This window comes from Sorangium sp. So ce119, assembly GCF_051524405.1.
In the GTDB taxonomy this organism is placed as follows: Bacteria; Myxococcota_A; Polyangia; order Polyangiales; family Polyangiaceae; genus Sorangium; species Sorangium cellulosum_G.
On the sequence record NZ_CP150310.1, the window covers coordinates 9,381,693 to 9,407,475 of the forward strand.

Below are 25,783 nucleotides of genomic sequence, written 5' to 3' on the forward strand. Positions count from 1 at the left end.
GCCGCGGCCGGTCGGTGGCCGCGCCGAGGGCCTCGGCGGGGTACAGGGGCGCGACCTGGCCGGGGGCCGCGACGCTTGACGATGGGGGGCCGGTCTCGATGTAGCGCCCATGGGGCGACCATCCACCGGGCGACGTCCGCAGTTCCCTTCCACCGTGCCACGACCGGTCCGGGCGCGCGCCGGGCGCACACCGACGGAGCGGACTCCGCTGGCGGTGCGGACCTTCGGCGTCGGGGTCGACGAGGCGACGAGGGCGCACGTGCGCCAGACCCTCGCGGCGAAGCTCGGGCGGTTCGCGCCCCGCATCGAGCGGCTCACGGTGCGCTTCACGGACGTGAACGGGCCACGCGGCGGCGTCGACGTCGCGTGCGACGTGAAGGTCGTCCTGAGCGGGCGCCCCAGCGTCGTCTACCAGATGCGAGGTCGAGAGCCGCGCGAGACGATCGACAGAGCCGTCCCGGGGATCGTACGGGCGGTGCAGAGCGCCCTCGCGCGCGCGCCGCGCGCCGCACCTCGCGGCGCACCTCGCGCGCCGGCGCGCGCCCCGAAGCGCACGGCGCGAGCGGTGAAGCGCGACGCGGCGGCTCCGGCGCGGCTCGAGCATCCGTCGCCCGAGGGCAGCCTCATCGGGCGGCGCGTGGGGCGCAGCAAGGAGAACCTCGAGCGCGCGCTGGAGCGGCCCGAGAAGTCGCGGCGTGACTTTCCTGTCGACACGGCGGCTCCGGGGCGGAGCGCGACCGACCGGAAGGCGGGCGGCGGCTCGACGGCGCGGCGTAACACGATGCGGAGGACACGGAAGGCCACGGCGACGCTGGAGGACTCGGCGCGGGACCGCCCGTCGCGCAAGTCGACGCGCAAGAGCGCCAATCGCGCGAAGCAGGACTCGAAGCTCCGACGACGCGAGGTCCGGCAGGCGACCGCTCCGAGCACCAGGGCCGCGAAGGCGACCGCCCGCTGATCAGGGGGTGCGCTGCTGGCCGCCCTCGGCCGTGACGCTTCCCACGAGCGCCAGGCACGATGTTCCCGCCGGCGCGCTGGTACGGACGATGCCTGAACGCGGACGTGGTCCCGGCCACGTCGACCGCGCGCGGCGGGTGACCGGCGGGACACGCGTGCTCCACGAACCGGAGGGGTGCCCATGGTCGATCCGCTCGAAGAGTCCCCGAAGCCTCTGCGCTTCACGCCGGTCGACATCGACACCGTGCGGGACAAGCGCGGTCGGTTCCTCGCGATCGGCGTGGCCTCGATGGTGCTCGGGGTGCTCGCGATCGTCCTGCCCTTCGCCGCCTCCCGGGTCACCGCCATCGTCCTCGGCTGGTTGATCGTGCTCGCCGGCGTGGCCGAGGGGTGGCACGCCATCCAGAGCCGCGGCTGGGCCGGTGCCGGCTGGGAGCTCGTGAGCGCCCTGGTGCAGGTGGCGTTCGGGCTTCTCCTTGTGGTCTTCCCGACGACCGGCAAGCTCGCGCTGATGGTGATGGCCTCGGCGTACTTCGCCGCCGAGGGCGCGCTCAAGCTCGTCCGCGCCTCTCAGCACCGCGGGCTGCCGGGCTCGGGATGGCTCGTGATCGACGGCATCCTGACGCTGGCGCTCGGGATTCTGATCGTCACGGGCGGCGTCACCGCCGCCGCGAAGGTGCTCGGCTTGCTGGTCGGGATCAGCCTCGTGACCGGCGGCATGTCGATGATCCTGATCGCGCTGGGCGCCGGTCGCGTGCTCCACATGCGGCCTTGAAGGAGGCGACGTCCGCGCCGTGCAGAGGGCGCGCCCCTTCCACGCTTCATCATCCTCCCCGAAGAAGGCCTCTGCTGTCCGCTCGATGGCCTCGAATGGCCCGGCACGCCGACGCTCCTCGTGGTCGGCGCAGATCTGCCGCGCCGCTGGACGACGCCCGCGGATGCGGATAGCTCCAGCGCATGAACCTCACCGACGTCATGCGCGCGCTCGCCGCGATGGGCAACGAGAAGATGCGCGAGGTCAACGCCCGCTCCGGAGACGCCCACGGCGTGAACCTCACCCAGCTCCGCGCGCTCGCGAAGAAGCTGAAGGCTGACCACGCCCTGGCCGGCGAGCTGTGGCGCACCGGGGACCCCGACGCCCGCCTCCTGGCGACGCTCGTGTTCAAGCCGAAGGCCTTCTCGGCGGACGAGCTGGACGCGATGGTCCGGGAGATCGGCTATCCCAAGCTGCTCGACTGGTTCATCGTCAACGTGGTGAAGGCGTCGCCCCACGTCGAGGCGCTGCGTGTCCGCTGGAAGGACTCCGCGAGCGAGCTGGTCGGGCGCGCTGGCTGGAGCCTGACGACGGACCGCGTCGTGAAGAGCCCTGCCGGCCTCGATCTCCCCGCGTTGCTCGACCAGATCGAGGCGGAGATGAAGACGGCGCCGGGCCCGAAGCAGTGGTCGATGAACCACTGCCTCGCCGAGATCGGCATCCACAACCCGGGGTTGCGCGCCCGCGCGACGGCCATCGGCGAGCGGCTCGAGGTGCTCAAGGACTACCCGGCATCGCCGGGCTGCACGCCGCCGTTCGCGCCGGTCTGGATCGCGGAGATGGTGCGGCGGCAGAAGGCCGAGAAGACGCGGGGCCGGTGAGGGGGTCGGCTCGCCCCGCTCCAGACGTCGTCGGCGGCGCCAAACCGCACGTTCAGCGAGATAGGAACCGGAATGTGAGGCTGATCCGCGGGCCCGCGGCTTCGATGGCAAGGACCGCATGCTGCCACCCCTCCTGAACGCCGGCGCCCATGATCAGGAGCGAGCCGGGCGCCAGGGCGATGTCGTGCCTGTCGTTCCGGTGCAAGCGCCGGCGGAAGGTAAGGACGCGAGGCGCGCCCAGCGACAGGATCGAGGTCGTCGATCCATCGACGACGCCGGCGCTGGAATCGGCGTGAAAGCCCATCTTCGCCGTCCCATCGGCATAGAGGTTGGCGAGGCAGTTGTTGATCCGGTGCCCCACCACGCCGGCGAGCCGGTCCGCGAGCTCCTGCACGAAGGGCGGCATCTCGCAGTCCGGGTAAGAGATGCCTGAGTAGTTGTACGCCACCCCGCACGAGGCGGTTCGACGTGAATGCATCCGGTCGTCCCACGAGAGACTCCGCTCCGCCATGTCGAACATGGTCGTTGGATCAGCGACAAATCCCTCCAGGTACTGAACGTCTAGATCTGCCGGCATGAGTCGACGTGACATTCTACGCCTCGCGAGTCATTCGCGCTCGAAATCGAGGCAGGCGGAATTGATGCAGAAGCGCACGCCCGTCGGCCCTGGCCCGTCGTCGAAGACGTGCCCCAGATGTCCATCACAGCGGGCGCATACGACCTCCACCCGATCAAGACCGTGCTTCCGGTCGGCCCGGCGCTCGATCCGCTTCTCGTCGAGGACTGCGCTGAAGCTGGGCCAGCCGGTCCCGGAGTCGAACTTCGTCCGCGACGAAAAGAGTTGGGTACCGCAGCCGGCACATCGATAGATGCCCGTGTCGTGGTGGTTCCAGTACTCCCCCGTGTACGGACGTTCGGTGTTGCCGTAGCGGAGCATCCGGTAGCGGTGCGGCCCGAGCAGCAAGAGCCACTCGGGTTCGGTCCTGGAGATCTTTTTGTCTGCCATCGCTCGATCCCGTCGTTGGGTCCTGGCGTCGCGCGCTCGGCTCGGCGTCGGCGCCAGCGGTCCACATGGATCTCAGGCTATCCGCCCGCGCATTGCGAGGGCAACGACCTTCGGCGCGGTTCGCCCGGCGCTCCGCGACCCGAACGCGCACTGCCTCTCGCCCGAGGCCAGGGCTCGGACTTACGCGATGCGGAACTCTCGCAGGATGCGCTCGACATGCTGGTGGATCGAGTTGCCGCCAGCAGACTGGCGCGTGTAGTCTGTGACGATGCGAGCGGTGCTCTCGGTCTGCCTCTTGATGATCTCCGTCATGCTCTCCAGCGCCGGCTGCAAGCGCCTCAAGACAGGCGCCCGCGAAGACTTCGCGGAGAGGTATAGTTGCCCGGAGGACAGGGTCGAGGTGCGCGAGCGTGACGACGTCAAGTGGAGCACGGTCGTGCTCGGCGGCAGGCAGCGGGAGGCCCCGCCGGCCGAGGTGCAGAGCGATCCGGGACGGCTCGCCAAGTGGAACGCAGACCGCGCCGAGCAGGACGCGGAGACGAGGAAGACGCTCGACGATCTCGACGTGTTCCAGGTGCGCGGGTGCGAGCACGACGAGCTCGTCGCCTGCGGCCACCCGTCGAGCGGCGACGGCGTGGCGACCGACGAGGTGGTGTGCTTCCAGGCGCCGAAGCGAGCCCAACCCTGACCGGACCGACCGTGCTCGCGCCAGCCAGGCAGCCGGCGTCGAGCCGAGGTCGGTCATGCGCGTCTCGGCTTCGATGACCTGTCAGGCGGCGGCGCGGATCCTCCATCGAACCTGGCCGACCAGGCTCTCTGCCCAACGACGGGTCAGGCCGCAGCTTCGTGCTGAGGCCGATTGCCCTGGTCACTGGCCGGCAGGCGGCTGCCAGAGCTCTACCTTGTTTCCTTCTGGATCGATGACCCAGGCGAACTTCCCGTAGTCGGAATCGTCGATCTTCTCGAGGACGTTGCAGCCTTCTTCGCGCAAGACTTTGACGAGCGCGTGGAGATCCTCGACCCGGTAATTGACCATGAAAGTTGCAGTGCTGGGCGCAAATTGGTCACCTTGCGCCGAAGCAATGGACCAGACGGTCGTTCCGGCGACCGGCTTACCTTCACCGTCGGTCCAGGTAAAAGCCGTGCCACCCCATTCCTGGACGTCGATCCCGAGGTGCCGCTTGTACCAGGCCTGTAGTGCCGGAGCGTCTTTGGCCTTGAAGAAGATGCCGCCGATGCCAGTGACTCGCTTCATAGAACCTCCGAGGACGGGTGATGGTGAGAGAACGTGTGCTTCTGCGGTCTGACGCCTGAGGCGAGCCGTGCCGCGAAGGGGCGTCGGCTCGAACGATCCGCCAGCTATCTCTCCATAGGTTGACGGATGATGGTTTTCCACTTCGCTGGGTCGGCGCGACGCACGTCGCTCAGATACACCTCGTGGTGCTTTCCTGCAAGCGCCGAGCGCGCACCGATAAAGTCATGGACTCGCTGGATGGTCGGTCCTTCTTCAGCAAAGGGGCCGACGTGGAGTATCTGAGCACATGATCCTTCGGTGAAGCTCTCCAGCCTGAGCGCGTCCAACGCGGGGAGCGCCTTCTTTCGCCTCACTTCCACCATGGCCGCCTGAATCAGCGCCTCCTGCACGAAATGAGGCTGCATGATCATCATCGTCCACTTCCACATCGACCTGTCGTTGGAGGTGAAGACGGACATGTCATCCGACCACCAGAGGCCTTCGAGAGGCATGACCGCATAGTCGATCCCTTGCGCCCCCTTCTTCACCATGAACTTCGCCGTGTAGGCAACGGAGAACAGCGCCTCCACTGCCTCGGCATACTGCTGTGATGTGTTGGGGTCGCCCTCGCCGTCGATCATGAGGAACTGGAATGTTGGCACTTCGACCTGAACCACCTCCTTCGCGGATGCCTGGTAGAGATGTTTGAGCTCCCTCTTGAGATCGACCTTCGACACGAATGCACCTGATGATAGCTAATGCCAGGTTCAGCCGCGGCGCGCGTGCGCCGCCAGCCTGTGGATACAATGTAACCGACGCGCGCCGTCGGGTGCAACGCTCTGTTCGGCGGCGGGACGCGAGGGCGGCTGCCTACGGGTTCAGAACCGGTCTGAGCTCTGACTTCAAGCCTGGCCCCGGTCGTCATTTCAGCAGGGACACGAACCGGTCGAGTATCGGACTGATCTGCGGAAGCTCGGGGAGCCTGGCGACGAGATCATCCGGGAGCGACCGTCCCCCGACGGCGGCGATCTGGGCCCCGATGGCCGCGATGGTATCGGTGTCGCCGCCCAGCGAGACCGCGGTCGCGATGACCGCCCCGATGGGCTCGTCCGTGGTCGCCGCTGCGATGAACAGGGCCATCGGTACGGCCTCGACCACATGGCCGGAGCACCCGAACCGGACAGCGGCTTCGCTCGGTGAGCCTCGAAAGTCGGCGATGTCAAGCAGATGGTCGCGAACCGCCGTGTCCGGCAGATCTGCCGCGACCACGGAGATGAGATCCTGCGGAACAGTCCCGTTGGACGCGCAATGTCGCAGCGCGACGACGACGGCGAGCGCACCGGCGTAGGCTTCGTCGCTGTGGTGTGTGATCCGTGAGACGTCACGAATCGTTCGACGGTCCGCCTCGACGCTCGGGTCCAAGAAGAACGACAACGGAGCTGCGCGCATGGCAGCACCCGACCCTGAGGCGAACTCACCGCGAGCTCCAGCAAGAGCCCAGTGGGCACCCGCGGCGAGATCGCGAAGCGCCTTGAGCGTCGCAGAGCCTACGCCGGAGATGCGGCCAGTCTCGAACCAGTGACGAAAGCGCTCGGCGATTCGCTCCGGCTGTACGCGTCCTCGGCTCAGCACGATGGCTTCGCACGTGGCGAGGGTCAGCCAGGTGTCATCGGAGCGCCGCGGAGCCTCTGGAAAGACGGGCTGCACCGGCCCGGCCAGGCCCTCGTACGGACCGCCCCATGCGTCGCCGAGCGCACCGGCGAGGAGGCAGCTGCGTGCGCGCGTTCGGGTCTCGAGGGTCGTCATGGGTCGCGATCCTACGCGAGCTCCAGCCGCGCCGCTCGTCCTCGGGCTAACGCGCTGCCGGTCACCCGCGGGCAGCCGACGACGTCGCGCGGCGAGCGCTCGCAGGCGAAGCGGTGGAAGGCGCTCGCCCTCGCGCGCTCAGGCGCCCACGATGACCTGGTTCGGCGTGCCTCGATGAATCGAGCATCCGTGCCTCCACTGCCGAACGATCGAGCTCGGAAGCCGCGGGCCTGCTCGGCCCTATTCGCATGGGCGCCTGGGCCTGCCACGACTCCACATGAGGGCGTACGTATCTCTCGTCCAGGCGAGGTACACGTCGCCTGACGGAGCATGGCCGACGTCGGGGCACCCCTCGTCGCCGAGCATGACATCGACGGTCGTGGGCGCGCCGAACGTGCTCCCGGAATCCTCGGAGATCAGGAGCTCCGTGACGTTGTTCGTGCCGAACGGCTCCCCGCGGGTCCGCGCGACGGCCACCTTCCCGTCAGACGAGCCCACGATGGTAGCGCACATGTTCAGCTCGTCGGGAGGCGTGACCTGCACGACGGGGCCGGCGGTGCCAGTGGCCGGCTCGAAGCTCGTGACGTACGTGGACCTCTGGCCGATCCCGGGGCCGTCATCGAACACCACCAGCGCCTTGCCGCCGCTGTCGATGGCGTGTGGGCACCACACCTGCGCCATGCTGGTCGCGAGGGTCGTGGGCGCGCCGAACGTGGCTCCGTTGTCGGCCGAGGCGGCGATTCGCACCTCCTGACTGCCGTAGTCTCCGGATCCCCACACGATGACCAGATATCCGTCGACGTAGAGGACATCGGCGCACGTCGACATCGGATCCAGCATGACGGGGGGCGAGAAGCTCGAACCATCGTCTGACGAGGTGGAGTAACGGAAGCCCCACCCCGTCCAGTAATCGGGGTGGACGTGCCACACAAGCGCCACGTTGCCCGCCTGATCGGCCGCGATCTTCGCGGCATACGACGCGGGGCTGATGCCGACCGACTCGGTCACCGCGCCCCCGAAGGGCAGGTCTGCGCGGTTGTAAATGATCGTGCCGGGGCCATCGAAGTAGGTCCACCCGAAGTGAGCTTTGCCCGCCCCGAGGGCCAAGGTGAGCTGGTCGGTAAAGGCCCCGTCGATGATGGTTGCCGGCGCGGGGAAGGAGACGCCATCGAACGCCGAGACCAGAAGGCTGCTCCCGGTGGCCCAGGTCAGGACGGGGTGCTCGCCATCCATGACGAGCGTGTGGCGAGGAGCGTGCGTCCCCCCGTCGACGGCCGCCGCAGGCGAGAAGACAAACCCGGCCTGGGGAGTGGGCCCACCCGCGGTCGAGAACGTCCAGGAGCCGCCGGCGGCCGCGAGCGATCGGCCCTTGTCGTCGCGGGCTTCCGGCGACAAGAGGACCTGCACGAGCTGATCGGGTGGGAGCGGCTCCCTTGGCACGAACGTGATGGCCTGAGGGGCGACCTCGATCGCGCCCGTCACCTCCACGTCGCCCACGATCACGCGCAAGCTCGCCGCGCCGACCGTGGCTGCGTCGATGGGGTCCGCCGAGTGGACCCGGACCACCGTGTTGGTGCCGGCCGCGGCCGTGTCCGGAGCTGGGCAGCGGGTGATTTCCTGGGGTTCGGGCGACATGCCGCCCGAGCCCCCGGGTCCGCTCGATCCGCTGGATGTCGTGCCCGTGCTCACGCCTCCGCCGCTGCCGGATCCGCCGCTGCCGGATCCGCCGCTGCCGGGACTACCACCGTGACCGGGTTCTTGCTCCGTGACTCTGGTTCCGCACGCAGCAACGGCGACCGCCGCCAAGAGGAGATGGATCACCCGCATGAAGCGCACGCTAACACGCCCGGTCGCCCAGCCATGGGGGCAGCCTATCGCAGCGGACTGCCCGGGTGGGTCGTCGTGGCGCCGGCCACGCCGCCCGCCCTCGCCGATGCCCGTCAGCCCGAGCCCGCCCTCGAACGTCCGGTCCCGGAGGACGCGGATCCGCTGTACCGGAAGCCTCCCTTGCTGCGCCAGCAGCGGGCGCGTGCTGCGCGTGTGCTGCTGGAGCAGCAGGCGGCGGGCGGGCTGACGCCGGCCTCCTGCCGTGGCGCCAGGGGCGACGAGCCGGTCGCCGTGGGCCTGCTCCGGCTCGGGAGCGTGATTTGCAGGGCGCCCGCGCGGCAGCACCAACCGACTCGGCACAGCGGAAGAACGCTCCGGCCGACCGGCCGCTCGCCTCGGTTCGCGTGATGACCTCTTCGCCGCCTCTCCCCCAGCGTTATCTTCTCGGCTTCATGGTGCTCGGCCTGCTCGCGGGCTCGAGCAACGGCGTGGCCAAGGTGGTCTTGCCGCTGTATGCCGCCTCGCTCCACGCCTCTCCCTGGCAGATCGGCCTTGTCGGCGGCCTGCAGTTCACCGGCATGCTGCTGCTCTCGATGCCTGTCGGAGGCTTGATCGACCGCCACGGCAGCCGGCCGCTGTTCCGCTTCGGCGGCCTCGCGGGCGCGGCGCTGTACCTGCTCGGCTTCACCCGGATGGATCGGCCCTGGCAGCTCATCGCGGGCGTGGTCCTCTTCGGGCTGCTCAACCCGTTTCGCATGGTCGCGACCCAGACCGAGTTTCTTCACCTGCTTCCTCGCCTCGGCCCGCGCAAGGCAGGCTGGCAGCGCGCGTCCCACGCGCTCGGCATGTTCTTCGTGGGCCCGATGCTCGGCGCGCAGCTCCTCGGCCTGCTGAGCTACACCGGCGTGTTCGTGGTGACCGGACTCGGGCTGCTGGCGACGGTCTTCGTCGGCGATCGCGTGCTCTCCGGGGCTCCCCCCGGCCGCGGACGCTCGGCCACGCCGCTCGTCGAGCGCCTTCGCGGACAGGTCGGGATCATCCTGTCTCGCCGCGAGCTGCGCCAGAGCATGCTCATCGAGCTGTGTGGTCAGATGGCGATGTCCTACTTCGCCGTCTTCGTGGTGCTGATCGGGATTCGCGAGTTTCACCTCTCGGTGCCGCAAGCCGCGAGCCTCGTGACCCTCCAGGGCGCCGTGTTCGTGCTGACCTTACTGCTCGCCGGGGGCGCCCTGTCGCCGCTGCGCGACGCTGCCCGCTACGCGATCGCCTTTTCGCTGCTGCTCGCGACCGAGCTCCTGCTCGCCTTCCCCCTCGGCGTCGCGTCGCTGTGGCTCGGGGCGGTCTTGCTCGGGCTCGGTCTGGGCGTGCAGCACCTCACGAGCGTCAACCGCTTCGCGGCGCTCACCGCGGAGCTCGGCCGCGGCCGGGTGGGCGGTCTGTTCTCGCTCTCCGGGCCGGCCGGGAGCCTGATCGGCGCGGTGGCGGGCGGCTCGCTCGGGCAGCGCTTCGGCCTGCTCAGCGGCTTTCGCGTGCTCGCGGCGCTCTATGCGGTGCTGGTGGTGTGGCACGGGCGCGGCGCGCTGACCGAGAACGCCGGGCCCGTCGCGCTGGCCGAGGGCGAGCCGGAGTGACCGCAGCAGTCACGCCAGCTCGCGCAAGAACGACAGGACCACCTCTCCCAGGCGCTCGGGTTGTTGAAATGGAAGGCCGTGGCCGGCGTCCTGCACCTGTTCGATCCGCACGCGTGGGTTGAGGCTCCGCAGCTCCGTTGCCATCTCGAGCGTGACGACAGGGCTGCTGTCACCGATGACGAGCAGGGTCGGGACGTCGATCGCGCTCACCACGCCGCGAAACTCGGGGTTGGGCGGCGTGAGGACGTCGAACGCGCCCATGCGGGTCTTCAGCCTCGCCTCGGCTTGCAGCTCGACGATCTCGGCCGAGCGACCCGGGTTTCGGGCTCGGGCCTGCGCGACGAGCTCGGACTTCTGCAAGCCGAGGGCCTGGCGGTGTTGATCGGCGACGTCGCTGTCGTGCACCTCGCGCTGGCGCTCGGGGCTCAAGAACGTCGGGTCGACGAGGATGAGGCCGCGGATCACCCCCGCCCCTCGGCTCGCCACCACCGCGGCGGTCATGCCGCCCATCGAGTGGCCCAGCAGAACCGGACGACAGAGCTCCAGGCCGCGGAGGAGGCCCACGACGTCGCTCGCGTGATCGTCGTACCGGTATCCGTGGTGCGGCGCGCTCGAGCCGCCGTGCCCTCTGGCGTCGGGCATGACGACGTCGAACTCACCTTCGAGCGCCCGCGCCAGGGGAGTCCAGCAGGCGCCGCTCCCCATCAATCCATGCAGCAGAACGACGGGAGGTCCGGCGCCTCCAGTCCGGAGGTAGTGAATGTTGATGCCGTTCGTTTCGCAGACTCCACTGATCCAGGTCGTCATGAACCGTCCTTGCCTGCCGCGGCTTCGCACGGTGCGCGCAGTGCACCCGCGCATCGGTCAGAGAGCCCTTGTTGGGCCGCATCGGCGTGCATCAGGCCCGACCGCCTTCCAGGCGCCGCGCCTGTTGCTCGAACCAGCGGGTGAACCCCTCGACGGCTGCGACGAGCCCGGCCCGCGACACATCCACGCCGCGGCCCATGTGCCCGGGTAGCTCGCGAGAGAGGATGCGAACCGAGCCGTCGGGCGGGCAGAGGATGAACGCTTTGCACCCGCTGAACTGCTCGCCCCAGCCGGTCAGGAAAGTGTGGGCGCTCCAGAACGTCGAGTCCCGGCGGAGCTCCTCGGCCGTTCGCGTATCGGGCACTTCGACGTCTCCATGATGGCCGTACAGTAGCCCGTCGAGGAAGTTCCAGGCAGCGATGTCGTCCAACCCGGCCAGCTCCTCGGACCACAGGCGGTCGAGGTTGGAGGGCAGCCAGCGAAACGCGAGGTAGGCCGGGTACAGCGCGCAGCGCGACTCCCCGAGGTCTCCGAGGGCCACCCCGCGACACCAGACGCACATGCGCCCCCACACCGCGCTCGGGGGCTCCAGGTCGGGCTCCACGTCCGCTTCGATGGCGAAGTCCAGCCGATCCCCGAATACCATGGGCGTCTGGTCGGGTGGGCTCATGGTTCAATCCTCGGGCGGATGCCAACCCGCTGCTCACGCAGCGCCCTCCCGATGTAGCTACGGTTCATGTCTTTGTTGAAGCCACAAGACGTCATGACCTCGCTGTTTGAGCAGGGCCGCAGATCGGGAACGAACCAGCATGATCCGCGTGTACTCCTTCATGAGCGTCGCGAGCGCCTCGATGTCCGACGCGGAGAGCCCTTCGCTCTGGCGCTTGATGTGCAGCTCCTCGAGGTCCGCGGCCTTCTCCGGGGCGAGGCTCTGCTTGGCGGCCCGCCATAGTTCCTCGTCACCCAGCAAGTGCAGCGCGGCGATGGCCTCCGCCATGTCGACCGGCAGCTCGTCGGGCTCTTCAGGGAGGGAGGTTGCCGCTGCGTCGACGAGCTCGGCCTCGACGGTTCGTTGCGTCATCTGCGCGGCGAGCCAGGCGCTCATACAGCGGCTCGGGCAGATTCACGGTAAGGGCTTGAACGGCCATGTCCTGGTTTACGATGAGCCGTCGAGGCAAGCAAGGTCGGCGGCGCGCGGCCCCACCGACGCGCAGCCGGTCGATCTCCGCTGCTGCTCTGACATGAACGTCACAGGCGCGGGCCGCGCAGCAGCGACGCGACGCCCTTGAAGAAGCGGAACGCTCCGAAAAGAATGGGCCAACACGCAAGCATATACGAGCTGCTGCTCGCTGAGTAGGTCGCCACGGTGAAGGTGATGCCCGCGATGCAGAAGAGGCCGCCGACGAGCATCTCCCGCAGCGCCCACTCGTTGTCTCCCTTTGCGGCCTGGACGCGCAGCTTCTCGTCCCCGGAGGTGAGAGGCACGATGAGCGGATCGTCGACTCGCGTCTTCGCCGCGCACAGCGCGACCAGATCAATGAATACCGCGGGGTTGGGGATGCGATCGAGGCGTAGGGTGCGCCAGGCCAGGATCGGAAAGCGGCGATAGAGGCGCACGCGCGCGTGCGACACGACGGCCAGCCGGATCTCGCTCCACATCATCCGCGCACCGCCGACGGTGATCCCCGCGCGATCAAGCTGGATCTGCCCGAACGAGAGCACCTCACCTTCTCCGAGCGCCCGGCGAGCTTCGAGGAACAGCGGCCCCGAGCACCCGCGCAACACGCTGATGGCGAGGGTGGCGCCGTCGTTGACCGCGAGGGGCAAGCGGTGCTCCTCACCGGAGTACTCGACAAGGCGGAGGGCGCCGAGGTACGCCCCCGCCTGATTGTGAATTGGACGGATCTCGTACCAGACCTCGTTCACGTCGTCGAACGGGACGACCCGCCGGGTGCCTGATTGCAGCAGGACCAATCCCTGCGCGTGCAGCGCCGCCGACCACCCGCGGTTGCGCAGCGGTTCCCAGGCGAGGATCGCGAGCGTGGCCCCAGCAAGGGCGATGAGGATGGCCAGTGACGCACCGCCCGCGGCGCCGATAACGACGATCAGCGCCGCGATCAGGATCGGGCCGAGGAGCGCCCGGCGCAGCGGCGGCGGCGCGTGGACGGAGCGCAGACTCCCGAGCCGGACCGCCTCCGACTGCTGCGGCGCGGGGTCGGGCTCGACCGGAGAGGGCTCACGGTAGGGTCGCGCAGGCATGGGAAGTCCATATCACGGAGGGCGGCGGGGCGGCGGGCGAGGGTGAAGCTGCTGCGGTCCAGAGTAGATGCGTTTTCCGTCCGACCCGCGTGGGTCGAAACTCCGCAGCTCCGTTGCCATCTCGAGCGTGACGACGGGGCTGCTGTCACCGATCACGAGCAGGCTCCCAGCACAACCGGACGAGAGAGTTCCATGCCGCGGATGAGGCAAGTACGCGAAAGATATCGGCATCGATGCCCCCCCCGCGGCCCCGCGTCAGGCGTGGCTCGCGATGAAGCGGGCCGTCGCCTCGGGCGACGAGAGGATCGCCCACTGGCGATCCGGGTAAGAGAAGTTCGTGGCGAACGCGTCGGCCAGCGGCTGGCTGTGCGAGGCCGCGGCGAGGAGCGCCACCGCGTGGTCCGGCGGCGGCAGGAGGAAGGCGTTCGTCCACTCCGTGGCCGGCCGGAGCGCCTCCCAGAGGCGGTCGTCCAGGTCCGCGCAGAACGCCTCATCGAACGCGGCGCCGGCGGCGGCGTGCCCCGCGATCCGCTCGGCGGCGAGCCACCCCGCCAGCGTGGCCATGTTCGCGCCCTGGCCCGTGATCGGATCGTGGGTGATGTGGAGATCGCCCAGCGCGAGCGCGAACCTGCCGCCGCCGAGGGGAGCGTACGCGCGCCGCACCACCGGCGTCACGGCGCCGGTCAGGTAGTCGCGCGGGCTGGCCACGCCGAAGCTCGCCCGATCGACGCGCTCGGCCGTGAGCGGCGCGTGCGCGAGCACCGCGTCGAGCAGCGCCGCGTCGAACCGCGCCGGATCGTCCTCGTGGCGCATCCGCGTGATCGGCTCGAGCGCGCCGCCGGGGATCGCCTCGATGAGCAGCGATGGCGCGACCCCGCCGAGCGTGAGGTACTGGTTCTCGAAGATCTCGCCGTGCCCCGGGGAGAGCTGGAACATGAACTCGCGCCGCTCGGGCATGCGGAGCCCGCGGACGATGCCCGCGAAGAGCCGCCGCTGGGGCCCGGCGTGGGGGCTGCGCTCGGGGACCTTCGGGAAGAGGTCCGAGAGGCCCGCGCGGCCCGTGGCGACGACCACGAGGTCGTGCCCCGCGGCGAGGTCGCGGACGCCGGGCGCGTCGAGCGAGGCCTTCACCACGCGGCCGCCGCGCGCGGCGAAGTCCTCGAGCAGCCGGGGCAGATAGACGCGCATGTCGATGAAGAGCATGTGATCCGGGGGGTGGCCGGCGAAGCCGAGCGGCGGATCAGCCGCCACGCGCACCCGGACGATGCGGGTGGCGTGCTCGGCCCCCTCCCAGTGCGCGACGCCGAGCGCCCGCTGGCGCGCCCGGGTCGGCGGGGAGAGCGCGACGGTGCTGGGCAAGCGCCCCGCCCGGATCTCGTCCGGCGTGCGCTCCTCGTACAGGCTCACGTCGAGCCCCTCCTTCTGGAGGTGCAGCGCGAGGTGCAGGCCGGCCATGCCGGCGCCGACGATTGCAATGGTGGGCATCCTTGTCCTCCTCGTCCTTCTCACCTGGTCGGTGCGAGCTTCACGGCGACGTCCGCCGGGCTCTCGGCGCCCCCGACCGCGGCGACGTCGCGGGAGCGGATCGCGGCGGCGAAGGCCCCTCGCGCGGCGGCCTCATTCCAGAGGACCACACCGCTGCGCGGAACGCGCGTGTCGTTCTCGAGCGAGGCCCTGAATTTCTCCTCGGCGGCCTCGATCAGGCCGGGTGTTGTGGAGGAGCACAGTAGAGCGGCCCACCGTCGTCGGGAGGGGGATGTGTGGAATCCACATCGAGGAGCAGCGTTGAGGCGACCGCCCTCGGGTGTGTCGCCCGCAGCACGTCGCTCATCGGCAGCGTGGCGATGCGCGCCGCGACCCCACGGCTCTCGGCCTTTCGAGGAGCGCGAGGGCCCGCTCCACGACGTGATCGACCGAGAAACCGTACTCCTTCATCACGAGATCACCGGGCGCCGACGCCCCGAACCGGTCGACGGAGAGGACGTCGCCGTCCGAGCCGACCCAGCGCTCCCAGCCGAACGACCGGGCGGCTTCCACCGCGAGCCTGGCCTTCACCGCGCGGGGCAGCACGCTCTCGCGGTACTCCGCGCTCTGCTGCGCGAAGAGCTCCCACGATGGCATCGACACAAGGCGCACCCGGACGCCGCGCTGGCGCAGGGCCGGCTCGGCGGCGACGATGAGCGGCACCTCGGAGCCGGTCCCGATCAGAATGAGCTCGGGATCGGCCTCGCGTCGATTGAGCACGTACGCGCCCCGGCGCAGCTCCTCGGCCGTGAAGCCGCCGTGATAGACAAGGCCATTGACGATCGCGCCCATCGCGTGCTCGCGGACGCCGAAGTGGATGTTGCGCCCCGCGTAACCTCAGCCGCCGCCGACGGTCCCGTCCACCCCCTCACGTTGCCGTGCCGGTGACTCGAGATCGCCGCCCTCCTTGAGCCAGGTGAACGTCGAAGGATCCAGGTCACCCGAGCCGCCGACGAGCTCCGGCACCGCCTTCGCCAGCGCTTGCAGCACTGCCTCGGAGGCCTTGCGGGTGGCCATCCCTCTGGCATCGGCGGGCCACCTCGGCAGGCTCTCGTCCCAGCCGGCAGGGAGCTCTGCGCTGAAGCGCCGCTCGATCTCCTGCGCCAGCTCGGGATACGCCCTGGCGTAGGCGGCGAAGCGCTGGTCCCAGTCCCTGTGCAGGGCCTTGCCGCGCTCCCCGACGGAGCGGAAGCACGCGCGCGCCTCGGCCGGCAAGGCCGCACAAAAGCTCCACGCGGAGGTGCCCAACCTCGCCCGCCGCTGGCTCGGCCACGTCGAGCGCCGCCTCGAGGACCGCGCGTGGATCGCCTGCGCCGATTTCACGGCGGCCGACATCATGATGGCCGGCGTCCTGCGCACCATCCGCAAGACCGACCTGATGGATCCCTTCCCGAGGCTCAAGGCCTACTTCGAGCGCTGCCAGGCCCGCCCGGCGTGGCAGCGCCATGACGTGCGTCTGACGCGCCCTGACCTAGCGCATGTGCTCGATGTCTTGCGGCATGACCACCCAGCCATGCATTCGCTCTTCGTAGACAGAGAACGTTGGACCGGGGAAGGCCGGGTCCGCGAAGGCTCCCACCGGTATGGCGATCATGTCCTCGTGCCCGGCCATCGCGCAATAGACGGTGGCGCCACATTCAGGACAGAACGTGAAGGTGCTCTTCGTCCCTTCATCCCCGATGCGAACGAAGTCCTTCCCGTGCCCCTTTATCTTCACGCTCTCGCGGCTGAACCTGGCTTGAGCGCCGAAGACACTCCCGGTCCTTCGCTGGCAGGCCAGGCAGTGGCAGACGGAGACGCGAATCGGCTCGCCCTCGACCTCGGCCGACAACTTGCCGCAACTGCAGCTTGCGAGATGAGTTTTCATCGTGGTGCTCGGGTGGGTTGCGCCGTGTCTCTGCCCCCCGCCTCCAGAGCTGCGCGGTAGAAAGCATCGACTTGCTGTCGATTCTCGGCCGTGAACGCCAGGTGAAGATGCGCCGGCTTCTCCTCGGTCTGGTACAGGCACATCGAAACATTGCCCTTTGCGCTGAGCTCGACGCCATACGTCGGCGGTCCCTCCGAGACGACAGCTACGCCGAGCGGCTCGAGCGACTTGAGGAAGAACGCTTTGCTCGCTGCATAGTCGCTGACCCCGAATTTGACGTGATCAAACATGAGTGCTCCTGAAGCGGCGCAGGACCGCGCGGAACTCGTCTTCGCGGACGGTGAGGATCCCGAAGTCAACGCGGCCCTTGACCGCCCCGATGGTCATCCAGGGCGCATTCGACGCCGGGCGTTGCAGCGCGTCAAGTGGGCCGCCTGCCCTCGCGTGCCGCTCCTCCTTCATGAGCGTCGCGAGCGCCGCGATGTACGACGCGGAGAGCCCTTCGCTCTGGCGCGTCATGTGCAGCTCCTCGAGGTCCGCGGCCTTCTCCGGGGCGAGGCTCTGCCTGGCGGCCCTCCATAGCTCCTCGTCACCTGGCGAGTGCAGCGCGGCGATGGCCTCCGCCATGTCGACCGGCAGCTCGTTGACCTCTTCCTGCATGGACGCGTCACGAGCCATGTCGCGCGGTCGGCAACCATTCGAGTCGAAGCTCGGGATACTCATGCCCAAAGGGGTCGCGCTCCAGCTGCTCGGCCTTGCTGAACTCGACATCTCGTGCACCATCGACGTATAGCAGCCGAAACGGGCGGTAGCTGCCGTCGACGAAGGCGACGCAGAAGGTCGTGAACGGATTCGTCAGCCCCGCGGGGCCAAGGATGAACGCTTCGAGCTCCGTACGATCGGCAAAGCCCCAGACAGAGGACTCTGGCACATGGCCCGCGTGTTCGACCACGATGAAGCGATCGTTCAGCTCGATCTCCGGGGAAAACGGCGGCTGAAGAACGCCATCCGTCATTTCGATCCTGGAGAGCGTCTCCAGGAAGTCGCTGCCATCGAACGCCCAGGGGTCATCGACAGCGCATGTGGTCAGGACGTCGGCCAATTGAATCAGGTTCATGGAAGCGCGCACGATGCGGTTACGTAGGTTGACCTGACGTTTTGGGCGTCACGAGGCTTTGCGAACGAGCGTCACCTCACGCGGTGGCGGCCGTACGATCATCCGCCCGCAACTGGCCTCACCCTCCTTGAGCGCCTCGGCTAGCTCGTCTTTGTTGGGCCGCCTCCGTCCATCGTCAGGAGAGCACTTCGGTGGCGGTCTTCGCCCCGACGACGTTATCGATCCAGCGGTCGAGGGTCGCGACGTCCGTGCATGCCTGGATGCGCGCGCTCTCGTCCTCGGTGAGCCCGATCCCTGCACGCGAAAGCAGCCGCAGCAGCGTGTCCCTCTTGCCCTCGAGCTTGCCCTCACGCAGGCCCTCGAGCTCGCCCTCGCGCATGCCGCGATCGATGAGCTTCCGCACGAACGGGGGAAAGGTCGCCTCGCCTTCGATCTGCCGTTCCATGACCAATGCCCCCAGAGCCTGCCTCATGGGCTCACGCAACCCGTTCCAGATGACCTGAAAATAGACCATCGCGTGCGTCTGGTCGAGCCGGCCGAGGGCAACGAGCGCCGCCTGGAACAGGTTCGTGCTCGATTTCCACGCGATGGAGCGCATCATCTTGAAGCCCGGCAGCATGGCCGGCGCGGAGGTCTTCGCGGTGTGCGGCAAGGTCGGCGGCTTCGGCAAGTACGGGTCCGTTTTCGGCCCGCTCGCCGGGAGGCTGCACCTCGTGGTCGAGGAGGTCCGCGCCCGCAGCGTGTATCGCTTCCCCGCCTCGGCGAGATCGCGAACGGCAGCCCGTGATGCCGAGGCCGGCGCCACGCAAGGCGGCGCGAACCGGGCGCGCCGGGCTGGGCGCCACGCGAATTTTTGAGCGTCATTGACATTCGTGGGCATCAGATACTCGATTGGCATCGCTACACATTCCAGTCTGCCTGTGCTAGCGACTGTTCTGCTGGTACCTGGATTGAACCAGGTCGGTGTCAACAAAATCAAGAGGAAGGTAGCCATGATCATCAAAGATACGATCGATAGACTGCTGGACAGCTTGCCGGACCCCCTTCCGAACTTGCTTGGCCCCGATCATGCGGCGCTCGTGCAGAGCTGCTTGATCTCGCTCAAGGAATTGTCCCAGAAAACGCGCTGGAGAATGCTAATGAGATTGACGTCGGAGAACACGACCCTTGGCGTCAAGACCATGCTGGAGTACCTCGAAGCCGCCGACGACATTCACTGCATGGCCTCCGCGGCACATGATCTGAAGCTGTACAGGGACCGGCTCCCTTTCGGCTGATCGCTCGCCGCGAGCCGCTCCTCCGTCGCCACACGAGGATGCTCAATCCGAGCAGCGCCATGGCTTCGCACGGAAATTCGAGCTCGTTGCGGCTCGGTGAAACCGCCAATGTGCCGGCTCCGCTCCTTTGAGCCCAGCGCGACGCTTTTGCTCGCTCCGAATACTCTTACCCCGGCCTCGCTCATCAAAGCCTTCGGGACCGAGCGAGGCCGTGCGCTCGCCTCGCACTTCGCGTTTCACCACACGCCCAAGCACGCGAGCTGGCTCAACGCCGCGGAGATCGAAGCCAGCCTCGTGTCCAGGGAGCGCCTCGGTCGCAACCGCATCCCAACCCTCGCCGAGCTACGCCGCCGCGTCCGGCAGTGGAATGCAGCCGCGGACCGGGCTCGTCGCAAGATCAACTGGACCTTCACCGTCCGTGACGCCGAGCGGATTTTCGGATCCGACGGGTTCAACAGAATCGTGTCAGAGCACCAGGGCATGTCGGGCCAGGGCGGCGGCGGAGGAAGCGATGGCGACAAGGGCGGAGTGGGCCGAGCGGGTGGAGCGCCCCGTCGTGCCCCGATGGCGCCGCCGCGCAGAAGCGCCGCGAGCCGCCGGGAGGGCACGCCCTCGCGCCGGAGCTCCCTCCCGCCCCGCGCTGCCCCCGCGTGGCTGTCCGCAACACGGATGCCGGCACACTGACGCCAGGCGACCACACCCACGCTGCCGCCGCTTATGCCTCCCCGCACTCCCGAGCACCGCGCCTCCCGGGCGCGCCGCGCACCCCCCCGCCCCCGCCCCCGCGCACGCTCCTTGCTCTTGCTCGGCCGCGCGCCGTCGACTCCCCGACAGCGTTCTCGGGTTTGCTGTTGCTCGCGCTCGCCGAGCAGCCCGCCACCTCCGGAGGCCTCATGCATCGGAACCTCTCCCGCACGACAACCCACCTCGCCCTCGCGACCTTGAGCGCGATCGCCGCCGGCGTCGCGGCCTGCTCCTCTCCCCCCGACGACGCCGCGAATCGGTTGCCGTCGGGCCCCGCGATCGACGGGCCCCCGCCGCCCATCAGCGGCGGCACGCTGCTGATCGCCCGCGACGGGCACACCGCCGTGGCGGCCGACCCCGATCGCGACGGCGTCTGGGTGGTCGACACCGACGGCGGCGAGCCCCGCGCGATCCCCCTCGCGCGCGGCGACGAGCCCGGGCGCGTCGTCGAGGACGGGGCCGGCCGCGTCCACGTCGCCCTGCGCCGCGCAGGCGAGCTCGCGACGATCGATGTCGGGACGGCGAAGGTGCTCGACCGGCGCGCCGTCTGCCCCGCGCCGCGCGGCCTCGCCTACGACGCGTCGCTCGACGCGATCCATGTGGCCTGCGCCGGCGGCGAGCTCGTGACGCTCCCGGCCCAAGGCGGCGCCGCGCTCCGGAAGCTACGGCTCGACGCCGACCTGCGCGACGTGATCGTCGACGGCGATCGCCTGCTCGTCAGCCGGTTCAAATCCGCGGAGACCCTCGTCGTCGGCCCGGACGGAGAGGTGCTCTCGCGGCGGTCGCTCCCGTCGTTCACCGCGAGCGCCGCCGTCGCCTCCGACTACCGCCCCTCGGTCGCCTGGCGCATGGTCGCCCTCCCTGGCGGCGGCGCGGCGATGGTCCACCAGCGCGCGTTGACCTCGCCCGTCGTGCTCGCCCCCACGGGCTACTACGAGGCTGCCGGCTGCGATGGCGGCATCCTGCACGGCGCCGTCAGCGTCCTGCCCCCGGCCTCGGCCGCTCCAGGGAACGGAGCCGAGCGCCCGACGCCGGCCCTCTGGCAGATCGCGCTCCCGGTCGACATCGCGATCGCGCCGGACGGAAAGCGCGCCGCGGTCGTGGGCGCCGGCAGCTACACGACCGAGTTCATCGACCTCGACACCATCACGAGCGAGGACGCCGCGGGCACGTGCGGTAGCTACAGGTGGCGGGAGCACTCGAACCAGCCGATCGCCGTCGCCTTCACGGCGCGAGGCGCTGCGGTCATCCAGTTCCGCGAGTCGGCGAGGATCGAGGTGCTCGATCTCGACACGCACGATCGCGTGGGCATCGACCTCCCCGGCGACAGCGTGAGGGACCCGGGACACGCGCTGTTCCACAAGCCGCCGCTCAGCTCCCGCGGCATCGCGTGCGCCTCCTGCCATCCGGAAGCGCACGAGGACGGTCACACGTGGCGCTTCGACAAGCTCGGCCTCCGGCGCACCCAGACGGTCGCCGGCGGCGTGCTCAAGACAGCTCCCTTCCACTGGAGCGGCGACCAGAGCGACCTCACCCACCTCATGAAGGAGGTCTTCGTCTCGCGCATGGGCGGCTCATGGCCCGGAAATTATAATGTGGGGCTCCTCGAGCGCTTCCTCGACAGCGTGCCGGCGCTCCCCGCCTCGCCCCCCGACGACCTGGCCGCCGTCCGGCGAGGAGAGGCCCTGTTCCATGACCCGCAGGTAGGCTGCGCGAAATGCCACGAAGGGCCGATGCTCACGAACAACCTCAACGAGGATGTCGGGTTCGGCGAGGCGCTCCAGGTGCCCTCGCTGCTCGGCCTCTCCGCGCGAGCGCCGTTCATGCACGACGGCTGCGCGAAGACGCTCCGCGACCGGTTCGACCCGGCCTGCGGCGGCGACCGCCACGGCGACGTCTCCGCGCTCGCCCCGGCGCAGCTCGACGATCTCCTGGCGTACCTCGAGTCGCTCTGACGCCACGGAAGACGCTCCGCCGCTCACGGGCAGGGATCGCGCCGTGAGGGGGCCGTGAGGGGGTACGCGTACGTTACTCGCGCGCCACGCGCATCCGCAGCACGTAGGTGTACGGCGGGATCCCGTGCTCGGCCCGAAACGCACGGCACAGCCGGAGGCGATCGAGCCCGTGAAGGCGAACGATCCGGTCCTCCCGCGCCGGGCCCACGCTCAATCGGCGCACATGAGCTGATCGATGATCTTGAAGGTATCGATGGTCGTGGCGTACGAGGCCTCGGGGTCGTCGGTCGACGTCGACAGCGACATCACGATGACGCGAGAGCCGTCGTCGCTCGCGGCGTTCCGGGTCGAGTACCCGAGCGTGCCTCCGGCGTGGCTCCAGTACCCTCCACCGCAGCTGGTCGGGGTCCACATGTGCCCATCCTGGCGATGAACGGCCTGCTCGACCCGCAGACGCCCATCGGCCAGGCGGAGCTGGCGGCCGACAGGCTGACCGCGCCCCACCACACGTTCGTGGCGGTGCCCTGGAGCCCGCACGTGGTCACGTTCGAGTCCCCCGTGAAGACCGCCGATGCGGCGCCCTGCGGCACGCAGATGATGGCGAAGTTCATCGCGGATCCCGAGGCTCCTGTCGATACGACGTGCCTCGACGACCTCGTGCCCGTCACGTGGGACGAGGATCCGGCGGTCGTCGAGATGCTCTTCGGCACGAAGGACATGTGGGAGAACACGGCCTCGCCTGCCCCGCGCCGAGGAACGTGGCGCCGGTCGACTGGGCGGCCGTCGCGCGCCTCGTGCGTGAAAGGAGCCTCCGCGTCGCGCGCTGACCCGTACATCCCCTGGATGCCGGCGGGCCCGCTCGCGCCGCTGCCGACCAACGGCTTCCGGCTTACTTCGACGGCGATGGAGACCGCGACGATGTGCTGGTCCTCCAAGGTGCCGCGGTCGGGGGCAATGCCCCGTGGAGAGGCGCCTTCTCGCAGGCGGTGAGCGCGCCTCCCGCCAGAACGAACAGCGCGGCGGGCGGACTTCTGTGCTGCTGTCCACCACGAAGCCTCGGGCAGATCGCCTGATGACGAGGTAGGTGGGCGTGCTGCTCATGTACTCGGCGACCGCCGGCGGACCCCGGCGAGGCGTCGCAGCCCGGACCGCCAGAGCAGCGCCGGGGCGAGCGCAAGACAGAAGGCCGCGGCGCTGCCGTGGACCCCGAGGAACACGGCGGGGGATGCGCCGTGGCTCCACGTGGTCAGCGCGTCGACGACGGGCATCACGGAGCAGGCGAGCACGAAGACGCCCGCCGCGCGCCGCTGCCGGGTCGCGACGAGGCCGAAGAGGGCCAGCGCGACGCCGAGATCTCGCCCGGACTTGATGCGCAGCCAGGGGACGGCATCGGCGCTGGAGATGGGCAGGCCGAAGCCCTGCGCGGCGGCCAGCGGGTCCATCGCGCCGCGGACGCTGAGGAAGAGCATGAAGGCTCCCAGCAGCAGCGTCAGAACGGCCGTGGGAGAGGTGAACTTCCAGGGCAAGTCGTCTCGGTGCGATTCCATGGTGCCTCCGTGCGCGATCGACCGCGCTTCACGACGAGGATCATGGTCACGGCCACCGCCGAGGGCCATTCGCGGGCGGCTCAATGCTTTGCCCGAGACGCTCACCGTCCGGGGTAGCCGGATGGATCGCTGCTATCCTGTGGGCGTGGACGTCTCCGGCGCATCCGATCTCCTCGGGCAGATCCTCGAACGCACCGGGCTGCGCGGGCAGCTCTACTGCCGCACGGTGGCGCGCGCTCCGTGGGGCCTCCGCTTCCCGACGACCGCGGTCGCGACCCTGCACCTCATCACCTCGGGCACCTGTCACCTGGTGCACGGGCGCGAGGTGCTCGCCCTGGGGCCCGGGGATGTCGTGCTGCTGCCTCGCGGGGACGGGCACGCGATGGCGGACTCGCCGCGCAGCCCGAAGGTGCCGCTCGATCGATGGCTTGCGGAGCGCGGTGGCGGGCCCGTGCGCGCGCTGGGCGGCGGGGGCGCCGAGACGCGGGTGCTCTGTGGCTGCTTCGCGTTCGACGAGCCCGGCGCGCACCCGGTGCTGCGCCTGCTGCCGGCGCGGGTGCACCTCGGCGGGGCCTCCGAGGCCGCGCGCGCCCTGTCGCCGACGGTGTCGCTGCTGGAGCGGGAGTACGAGCGCGGCGAGCGGGGGGCCTCGGTGGTCGTCTCGCGGCTGCTCGACGTCCTGCTGGTGCAGGTGCTCCGCGCCTGGGCGGACGCGCAACCCCCGGGTGGGGCGGGGTGGCTGGGCGCGCTCGGGGACAGGACGCTGGCCAGCGCGCTCGCGTCGATGCACGCCGAGCCCGAGCGCGACTGGAGCGTGAGCGAGCTGGCGCGCCGCTCCGGGACGTCGCGGGCGACGCTCGCGCGTCGGTTCGCGGCCGAGGTGGGCATGGCGCCGCACGCGTACCTCACACGCCTGCGGATGCAGGAGGCGGCCGCGCGGCTCCGCGAGAGCGACGACGGGCTCGCGTCGATCGCGGCGCGCGTCGGGTACGACTCCGAATTTGCCTTCAATCGGGCGTTCCGCCGGGCCATGGGTGTGCCTCCCGGGCAGTACCGGCGACAGGCCCGCTCCTGAGGGCCGCTCCGGCGCGCCGTGTCGCGCTGTCGCAGGGCTGGGCGTGGTCATCGCACAGCAGCCTGTCGCTCCGTTCATCGAGGCCGCACCGTGTCGAGCCTCGCCGCGACCTCACGGATGCTGGCCTCGGCGCAGCAGGAACGCGCGCAAGCGAACGCGATCCTCGTCGTTCATGTCCAGGAGCTGGACAGTCGCGCGCCCCTCCGCTGTAAGCCCGTCGATGATCCCGTTCGATTCCGTGACGAAGTGCTCTCGCCACGCGTACTGCCTGGGATGATGGAGCTGTACGACAAGCCTGGTCTCGGGGTCGCTCGTGGCGAACTTCGGCCCCTTCGGCCGGGTCGATGATCTCGGGGACGACGGCCGCATCGACGATAGGGAGCTTACGACCGTGAGGTGGCCCGATCCGAGGAGCCGGACGCTAGCTTCACGAAGGCGCGTACAGCGCCGGCGGTCTCGTCAGCGCGGCCGATCAGGAGCAGCTCGGCGAAGACGCTCTTCGGCGCGACGAACGGACGATAGACGATGCGGGGAACCTTCAGCTGAATCAGCGGTTTTGGAGCCAGCGCCACGCCCAGGCCTGCGCCGGCCAACGACAGCATGCTCAACGTGGTGTCGGCGCGGTGGACCCGGCGCGGCTCGCTTCCTATCACGAGGATCAATCTCTTCAGCACGTCGCCACCGGCCTCTTCCGATGGGAACATGATGAGCGGCTCTCCGGCGAGCATCTTCGGCGTCACGCGCCTGTGCGCCGCGAGCGTGTGCTCCTCTGCCATCGCGACAACCAGCGGCCACGCGCCGATCGGTCGGACGCTCAACCGCGGATCTTCCCTGAGAGCGAACGTCGGGCAGTAGCCGACGTCAACCTCGCCGGTCAACACGGCTTCCGCCTGTCTCGAAGGTGGCATCTCGCGCAGCTCGATCTCCGCGGCAGGATGGACTTTGCGGAACGCTCGCAGGTGGTCCGTCATCTTGCCCGTGAGGATCGCGTTGCCCGCGTAACCGATGCGAACTTTGCCGATGTCGCCGCGCAGCGATTGCTGGACGATCGCCTTGGCCCGCTCCGCCTGCGCGACCGCCCGCTGCGCCTCGACGACCAGCAACGCGCCGGCTTCGGTCAGCTCCACGCGCCGACTCGTCCGCACGAACAGCGCGCCGCCGATCTCGTCTTCGAGCGCCCGGATCTGCATGCTCAGCGCCGGCTGAACGATGTGCAGTCGCTGCGCGGCGCGGCCAAAATGGCGCTCTTCGGCGACGGCCAGGAAATAGCGAAGGTGTCGTAGGTCCACGACGTTCGACCGTACCATGGATCAATCAGAAAATCAAATCGATCGATTGGATCAATATATTGTTGTTCTGGCGAATGGGCGGCTATGGTCTTCGCGACTCACCGCGGAGAGCCCATGGATAGCCATGTGCGGAAGGAAAAGCTCGGGCTTGCGGCCATGTCGGTCGCATCGAAGATGCCTGGCGCAGCAGTTTATCGATATTGCCCCAGGCAGCGCCGCGGCCACG

Annotated in this window: 30 protein-coding genes and 2 pseudogenes; 10 read left to right on the forward strand and 22 right to left on the reverse strand. The window is 69.3% G+C overall.

The genetic code is table 11. The annotated features are described in order from the left end of the window. Nucleotides 1–259: 259 nt before the first annotated feature. From WME76_RS35335 to WME76_RS35345, 3 genes are all read left to right on the forward strand, one after another. On the forward strand, nucleotides 260–958 hold the full coding sequence (locus WME76_RS35335; protein WP_437956591.1) for a hypothetical protein: 699 nt from the start codon (nucleotides 260–262) through the stop codon (nucleotides 956–958). A 180-nt stretch (nucleotides 959–1,138) separates the two neighbouring features. After that, nucleotides 1,139–1,732, forward strand: a complete 594-nt coding sequence (locus WME76_RS35340) for an HdeD family acid-resistance protein (RefSeq protein WP_437956592.1) — start codon at nucleotides 1,139–1,141, stop codon at nucleotides 1,730–1,732. A 182-nt stretch (nucleotides 1,733–1,914) separates the two neighbouring features. After that, the gene (locus WME76_RS35345) at nucleotides 1,915–2,592 is read left to right on the forward strand and encodes a DNA alkylation repair protein (protein ID WP_437956593.1); all 678 of its coding nucleotides are present in this window, start codon (nucleotides 1,915–1,917) and stop codon (nucleotides 2,590–2,592) included. A gap of 52 nt (nucleotides 2,593–2,644) precedes the next feature. Here the strand turns inward: WME76_RS35345 and WME76_RS35350 are convergent, their stop codons facing one another. The 3 genes from WME76_RS35350 to WME76_RS35360 all read right to left on the reverse strand — a co-directional run bounded on the left by WME76_RS35350 (nucleotide 2,645) and on the right by WME76_RS35360 (nucleotide 3,910). Beyond that, entirely contained in the window at nucleotides 2,645–3,184 is a 540-nt protein-coding gene (locus WME76_RS35350) for an alpha-ketoglutarate-dependent dioxygenase AlkB (RefSeq protein WP_437956594.1), read from the reverse strand. 15 nt (nucleotides 3,185–3,199) lie between these two features. After that, nucleotides 3,200–3,598, reverse strand: coding sequence for a peptide-methionine (R)-S-oxide reductase MsrB (msrB, locus tag WME76_RS35355; RefSeq protein WP_437956595.1), 399 nt, complete (start codon nucleotides 3,596–3,598; stop codon nucleotides 3,200–3,202). Between the two features lie 180 nt (nucleotides 3,599–3,778). After that, complete coding sequence (locus tag WME76_RS35360) at nucleotides 3,779–3,910, reverse strand: hypothetical protein (RefSeq protein WP_437956596.1); 132 nt, start codon at nucleotides 3,908–3,910, stop codon at nucleotides 3,779–3,781. Between the two features lie 88 nt (nucleotides 3,911–3,998). Between WME76_RS35360 and WME76_RS35365 the strand changes: the two genes are divergently transcribed. Then, nucleotides 3,999–4,286, forward strand: coding sequence for a hypothetical protein (locus WME76_RS35365; RefSeq protein ID WP_437956597.1), 288 nt, complete (start codon nucleotides 3,999–4,001; stop codon nucleotides 4,284–4,286). 180 nt (nucleotides 4,287–4,466) lie between these two features. Here WME76_RS35365 and WME76_RS35370 read toward each other — a convergent pair whose 3' ends face one another. The 4 genes from WME76_RS35370 to WME76_RS35385 form a co-directional block, all read right to left on the reverse strand. Next, nucleotides 4,467–4,853, reverse strand: coding sequence for a VOC family protein (locus tag WME76_RS35370; protein WP_437956598.1), 387 nt, complete (start codon nucleotides 4,851–4,853; stop codon nucleotides 4,467–4,469). Between the two features lie 104 nt (nucleotides 4,854–4,957). Continuing rightward, nucleotides 4,958–5,569 (reverse strand): GyrI-like domain-containing protein, encoded by a 612-nt coding sequence (locus WME76_RS35375; RefSeq protein WP_437956599.1) that lies wholly within the window; start codon nucleotides 5,567–5,569, stop codon nucleotides 4,958–4,960. Nucleotides 5,570–5,753: 184 nt separating this feature from the next. Continuing rightward, nucleotides 5,754–6,638: an ADP-ribosylglycohydrolase family protein gene (locus WME76_RS35380; RefSeq protein WP_437956600.1), complete on the reverse strand. Its 885-nt coding sequence runs from the start codon at nucleotides 6,636–6,638 to the stop codon at nucleotides 5,754–5,756. 240 nt (nucleotides 6,639–6,878) lie between these two features. Then, nucleotides 6,879–8,273, reverse strand: coding sequence for a hypothetical protein (locus WME76_RS35385; RefSeq protein WP_437956601.1), 1,395 nt, complete (start codon nucleotides 8,271–8,273; stop codon nucleotides 6,879–6,881). A 599-nt stretch (nucleotides 8,274–8,872) separates the two neighbouring features. Between WME76_RS35385 and WME76_RS35390 the strand changes: the two genes are divergently transcribed. Further along, nucleotides 8,873–10,096, forward strand: coding sequence for an MFS transporter (locus WME76_RS35390; RefSeq protein WP_437956602.1), 1,224 nt, complete (start codon nucleotides 8,873–8,875; stop codon nucleotides 10,094–10,096). A 9-nt stretch (nucleotides 10,097–10,105) separates the two neighbouring features. Here WME76_RS35390 and WME76_RS35395 read toward each other — a convergent pair whose 3' ends face one another. From WME76_RS35395 to WME76_RS35425, 7 genes are all read right to left on the reverse strand, one after another. Continuing rightward, complete coding sequence (locus tag WME76_RS35395; protein WP_437956603.1) at nucleotides 10,106–10,903, reverse strand: alpha/beta fold hydrolase; 798 nt, start codon at nucleotides 10,901–10,903, stop codon at nucleotides 10,106–10,108. A gap of 91 nt (nucleotides 10,904–10,994) precedes the next feature. Next, complete coding sequence (locus tag WME76_RS35400) at nucleotides 10,995–11,573, reverse strand: hypothetical protein (RefSeq protein WP_437956604.1); 579 nt, start codon at nucleotides 11,571–11,573, stop codon at nucleotides 10,995–10,997. Between the two features lie 57 nt (nucleotides 11,574–11,630). After that, the gene (locus tag WME76_RS35405; protein WP_437956605.1) at nucleotides 11,631–12,008 is read right to left on the reverse strand and encodes a hypothetical protein; all 378 of its coding nucleotides are present in this window, start codon (nucleotides 12,006–12,008) and stop codon (nucleotides 11,631–11,633) included. 143 nt (nucleotides 12,009–12,151) lie between these two features. Then, the gene (locus tag WME76_RS35410) at nucleotides 12,152–13,162 is read right to left on the reverse strand and encodes a DUF6585 family protein (RefSeq protein ID WP_437956606.1); all 1,011 of its coding nucleotides are present in this window, start codon (nucleotides 13,160–13,162) and stop codon (nucleotides 12,152–12,154) included. Nucleotides 13,163–13,417: 255 nt separating this feature from the next. Continuing rightward, nucleotides 13,418–14,647, reverse strand: a complete 1,230-nt coding sequence (locus tag WME76_RS35415) for a styrene monooxygenase/indole monooxygenase family protein (protein WP_437956607.1) — start codon at nucleotides 14,645–14,647, stop codon at nucleotides 13,418–13,420. 342 nt (nucleotides 14,648–14,989) lie between these two features. Further along, nucleotides 14,990–15,478, reverse strand: coding sequence for a transketolase-like TK C-terminal-containing protein (locus WME76_RS35420; protein WP_437956608.1), 489 nt, complete (start codon nucleotides 15,476–15,478; stop codon nucleotides 14,990–14,992). A gap of 45 nt (nucleotides 15,479–15,523) precedes the next feature. Further along, a complete protein-coding gene (locus WME76_RS35425; RefSeq protein ID WP_437962193.1) occupies nucleotides 15,524–15,934 on the reverse strand; it encodes a hypothetical protein in 411 nt (136 codons plus the stop codon). On the opposite strand from WME76_RS35425, the pseudogene WME76_RS35430 reads away from it, so the two are divergent. Continuing rightward, nucleotides 15,927–16,061: pseudogene (locus WME76_RS35430) on the forward strand (glutathione S-transferase family protein); the annotation flags it as partial. The gene WME76_RS35425 and the pseudogene WME76_RS35430 overlap by 8 nt on opposite strands. A 96-nt stretch (nucleotides 16,062–16,157) precedes the next feature. Here WME76_RS35430 and WME76_RS35435 read toward each other — a convergent pair. The 5 genes and pseudogenes from WME76_RS35435 to WME76_RS35455 form a co-directional block, all read right to left on the reverse strand. Next, a complete protein-coding gene (locus tag WME76_RS35435) occupies nucleotides 16,158–16,553 on the reverse strand; it encodes a GFA family protein (protein ID WP_437956609.1) in 396 nt (131 codons plus the stop codon). 2 nt (nucleotides 16,554–16,555) lie between these two features. Continuing rightward, nucleotides 16,556–16,843 (reverse strand): annotated as a pseudogene (locus WME76_RS35440) (VOC family protein); the annotation flags it as partial. Then, on the reverse strand, nucleotides 16,836–17,213 hold the full coding sequence (locus tag WME76_RS35445; protein WP_437956610.1) for a hypothetical protein: 378 nt from the start codon (nucleotides 17,211–17,213) through the stop codon (nucleotides 16,836–16,838). The gene WME76_RS35445 and the pseudogene WME76_RS35440, both read right to left, overlap by 8 nt. A gap of 7 nt (nucleotides 17,214–17,220) precedes the next feature. After that, nucleotides 17,221–17,670 carry a hypothetical protein gene (locus WME76_RS35450; protein ID WP_437956611.1) on the reverse strand — a complete coding sequence of 150 codons (450 nt, stop codon included), beginning with the start codon at nucleotides 17,668–17,670 and terminating at the stop codon, nucleotides 17,221–17,223. Between the two features lie 175 nt (nucleotides 17,671–17,845). Continuing rightward, the gene (locus tag WME76_RS35455; RefSeq protein ID WP_437956612.1) at nucleotides 17,846–18,664 is read right to left on the reverse strand and encodes a hypothetical protein; all 819 of its coding nucleotides are present in this window, start codon (nucleotides 18,662–18,664) and stop codon (nucleotides 17,846–17,848) included. Between WME76_RS35455 and WME76_RS35460 the strand changes: the two genes are divergently transcribed. Together WME76_RS35460 and WME76_RS35465 are read left to right on the forward strand one after the other, a co-directional pair. Then, complete coding sequence (locus tag WME76_RS35460) at nucleotides 18,663–18,947, forward strand: hypothetical protein (RefSeq protein ID WP_437956613.1); 285 nt, start codon at nucleotides 18,663–18,665, stop codon at nucleotides 18,945–18,947. The two genes, WME76_RS35455 and WME76_RS35460, sit on opposite strands and share 2 nt — an antisense overlap. Nucleotides 18,948–19,792: 845 nt before the next feature. Next, complete coding sequence (locus WME76_RS35465) at nucleotides 19,793–21,646, forward strand: cytochrome-c peroxidase (RefSeq protein WP_437956614.1); 1,854 nt, start codon at nucleotides 19,793–19,795, stop codon at nucleotides 21,644–21,646. A 210-nt stretch (nucleotides 21,647–21,856) separates the two neighbouring features. Here the strand turns inward: WME76_RS35465 and WME76_RS35470 are convergent, their stop codons facing one another. Further along, nucleotides 21,857–22,060: a hypothetical protein gene (locus WME76_RS35470; RefSeq protein WP_437956615.1), complete on the reverse strand. Its 204-nt coding sequence runs from the start codon at nucleotides 22,058–22,060 to the stop codon at nucleotides 21,857–21,859. On the opposite strand from WME76_RS35470, the gene WME76_RS35475 reads away from it, so the two are divergent. Further along, nucleotides 22,061–22,636 (forward strand): alpha/beta fold hydrolase, encoded by a 576-nt coding sequence (locus tag WME76_RS35475; protein WP_437956616.1) that lies wholly within the window; start codon nucleotides 22,061–22,063, stop codon nucleotides 22,634–22,636. Nucleotides 22,637–22,743: 107 nt separating this feature from the next. Here the strand turns inward: WME76_RS35475 and WME76_RS35480 are convergent, their stop codons facing one another. After that, on the reverse strand, nucleotides 22,744–23,193 hold the full coding sequence (locus tag WME76_RS35480) for a DUF4267 domain-containing protein (RefSeq protein ID WP_437956617.1): 450 nt from the start codon (nucleotides 23,191–23,193) through the stop codon (nucleotides 22,744–22,746). Between the two features lie 121 nt (nucleotides 23,194–23,314). On the opposite strand from WME76_RS35480, the gene WME76_RS35485 reads away from it, so the two are divergent. Then, nucleotides 23,315–24,268 carry an AraC family transcriptional regulator gene (locus WME76_RS35485; protein ID WP_437956618.1) on the forward strand — a complete coding sequence of 318 codons (954 nt, stop codon included), beginning with the start codon at nucleotides 23,315–23,317 and terminating at the stop codon, nucleotides 24,266–24,268. Nucleotides 24,269–24,651: 383 nt separating this feature from the next. Here WME76_RS35485 and WME76_RS35490 read toward each other — a convergent pair whose 3' ends face one another. After that, nucleotides 24,652–25,575 carry a LysR substrate-binding domain-containing protein gene (locus tag WME76_RS35490; protein ID WP_437956619.1) on the reverse strand — a complete coding sequence of 308 codons (924 nt, stop codon included), beginning with the start codon at nucleotides 25,573–25,575 and terminating at the stop codon, nucleotides 24,652–24,654. Between the last annotated feature and the right edge of the window lie 208 nt (nucleotides 25,576–25,783).

Bases quoted from the DNA above. Each gene is read 5' to 3' on its own strand.
- WME76_RS35350 (WP_437956594.1), bottom strand. From the start codon at position 3,184: ATGTCACGTCGACTCATGCCGGCAGATCTAGACGTTCAGTACCTGGAG.
- WME76_RS35345 (WP_437956593.1), top strand. From the start codon at position 1,915: ATGAACCTCACCGACGTCATGCGCGCGCTCGCCGCGATGGGCAACGAG.
- WME76_RS35405 (WP_437956605.1), bottom strand. From the start codon at position 12,008: ATGAGCGCCTGGCTCGCCGCGCAGATGACGCAACGAACCGTCGAGGCC.
- WME76_RS35485 (WP_437956618.1), top strand. From the start codon at position 23,315: ATGGATCGCTGCTATCCTGTGGGCGTGGACGTCTCCGGCGCATCCGAT.
- WME76_RS35415 (WP_437956607.1), bottom strand. From the start codon at position 14,647: ATGCCCACCATTGCAATCGTCGGCGCCGGCATGGCCGGCCTGCACCTC.
- WME76_RS35385 (WP_437956601.1), bottom strand. From the start codon at position 8,273: ATGTCGCCCGAACCCCAGGAAATCACCCGCTGCCCAGCTCCGGACACG.
- WME76_RS35435 (WP_437956609.1), bottom strand. From the start codon at position 16,553: ATGAAAACTCATCTCGCAAGCTGCAGTTGCGGCAAGTTGTCGGCCGAG.
- WME76_RS35360 (WP_437956596.1), bottom strand. From the start codon at position 3,910: ATGACGGAGATCATCAAGAGGCAGACCGAGAGCACCGCTCGCATCGTC.
- WME76_RS35370 (WP_437956598.1), bottom strand. From the start codon at position 4,853: ATGAAGCGAGTCACTGGCATCGGCGGCATCTTCTTCAAGGCCAAAGAC.
- WME76_RS35410 (WP_437956606.1), bottom strand. From the start codon at position 13,162: ATGCCTGCGCGACCCTACCGTGAGCCCTCTCCGGTCGAGCCCGACCCC.
- WME76_RS35400 (WP_437956604.1), bottom strand. From the start codon at position 11,573: ATGAGCCCACCCGACCAGACGCCCATGGTATTCGGGGATCGGCTGGAC.
- WME76_RS35380 (WP_437956600.1), bottom strand. From the start codon at position 6,638: ATGACGACCCTCGAGACCCGAACGCGCGCACGCAGCTGCCTCCTCGCC.
- WME76_RS35480 (WP_437956617.1), bottom strand. From the start codon at position 23,193: ATGGAATCGCACCGAGACGACTTGCCCTGGAAGTTCACCTCTCCCACG.
- msrB (WP_437956595.1), bottom strand. From the start codon at position 3,598: ATGGCAGACAAAAAGATCTCCAGGACCGAACCCGAGTGGCTCTTGCTG.
- WME76_RS35470 (WP_437956615.1), bottom strand. From the start codon at position 22,060: ATGTGGACCCCGACCAGCTGCGGTGGAGGGTACTGGAGCCACGCCGGA.
- WME76_RS35490 (WP_437956619.1), bottom strand. From the start codon at position 25,575: ATGGTACGGTCGAACGTCGTGGACCTACGACACCTTCGCTATTTCCTG.
- WME76_RS35445 (WP_437956610.1), bottom strand. From the start codon at position 17,213: ATGCAGGAAGAGGTCAACGAGCTGCCGGTCGACATGGCGGAGGCCATC.
- WME76_RS35420 (WP_437956608.1), bottom strand. From the start codon at position 15,478: ATGGGCGCGATCGTCAATGGCCTTGTCTATCACGGCGGCTTCACGGCC.
- WME76_RS35395 (WP_437956603.1), bottom strand. From the start codon at position 10,903: ATGACGACCTGGATCAGTGGAGTCTGCGAAACGAACGGCATCAACATT.
- WME76_RS35450 (WP_437956611.1), bottom strand. From the start codon at position 17,670: ATGAACCTGATTCAATTGGCCGACGTCCTGACCACATGCGCTGTCGAT.
- WME76_RS35455 (WP_437956612.1), bottom strand. From the start codon at position 18,664: ATGGCTACCTTCCTCTTGATTTTGTTGACACCGACCTGGTTCAATCCA.
- WME76_RS35390 (WP_437956602.1), top strand. From the start codon at position 8,873: ATGACCTCTTCGCCGCCTCTCCCCCAGCGTTATCTTCTCGGCTTCATG.
- WME76_RS35340 (WP_437956592.1), top strand. From the start codon at position 1,139: ATGGTCGATCCGCTCGAAGAGTCCCCGAAGCCTCTGCGCTTCACGCCG.
- WME76_RS35460 (WP_437956613.1), top strand. From the start codon at position 18,663: ATGATCATCAAAGATACGATCGATAGACTGCTGGACAGCTTGCCGGAC.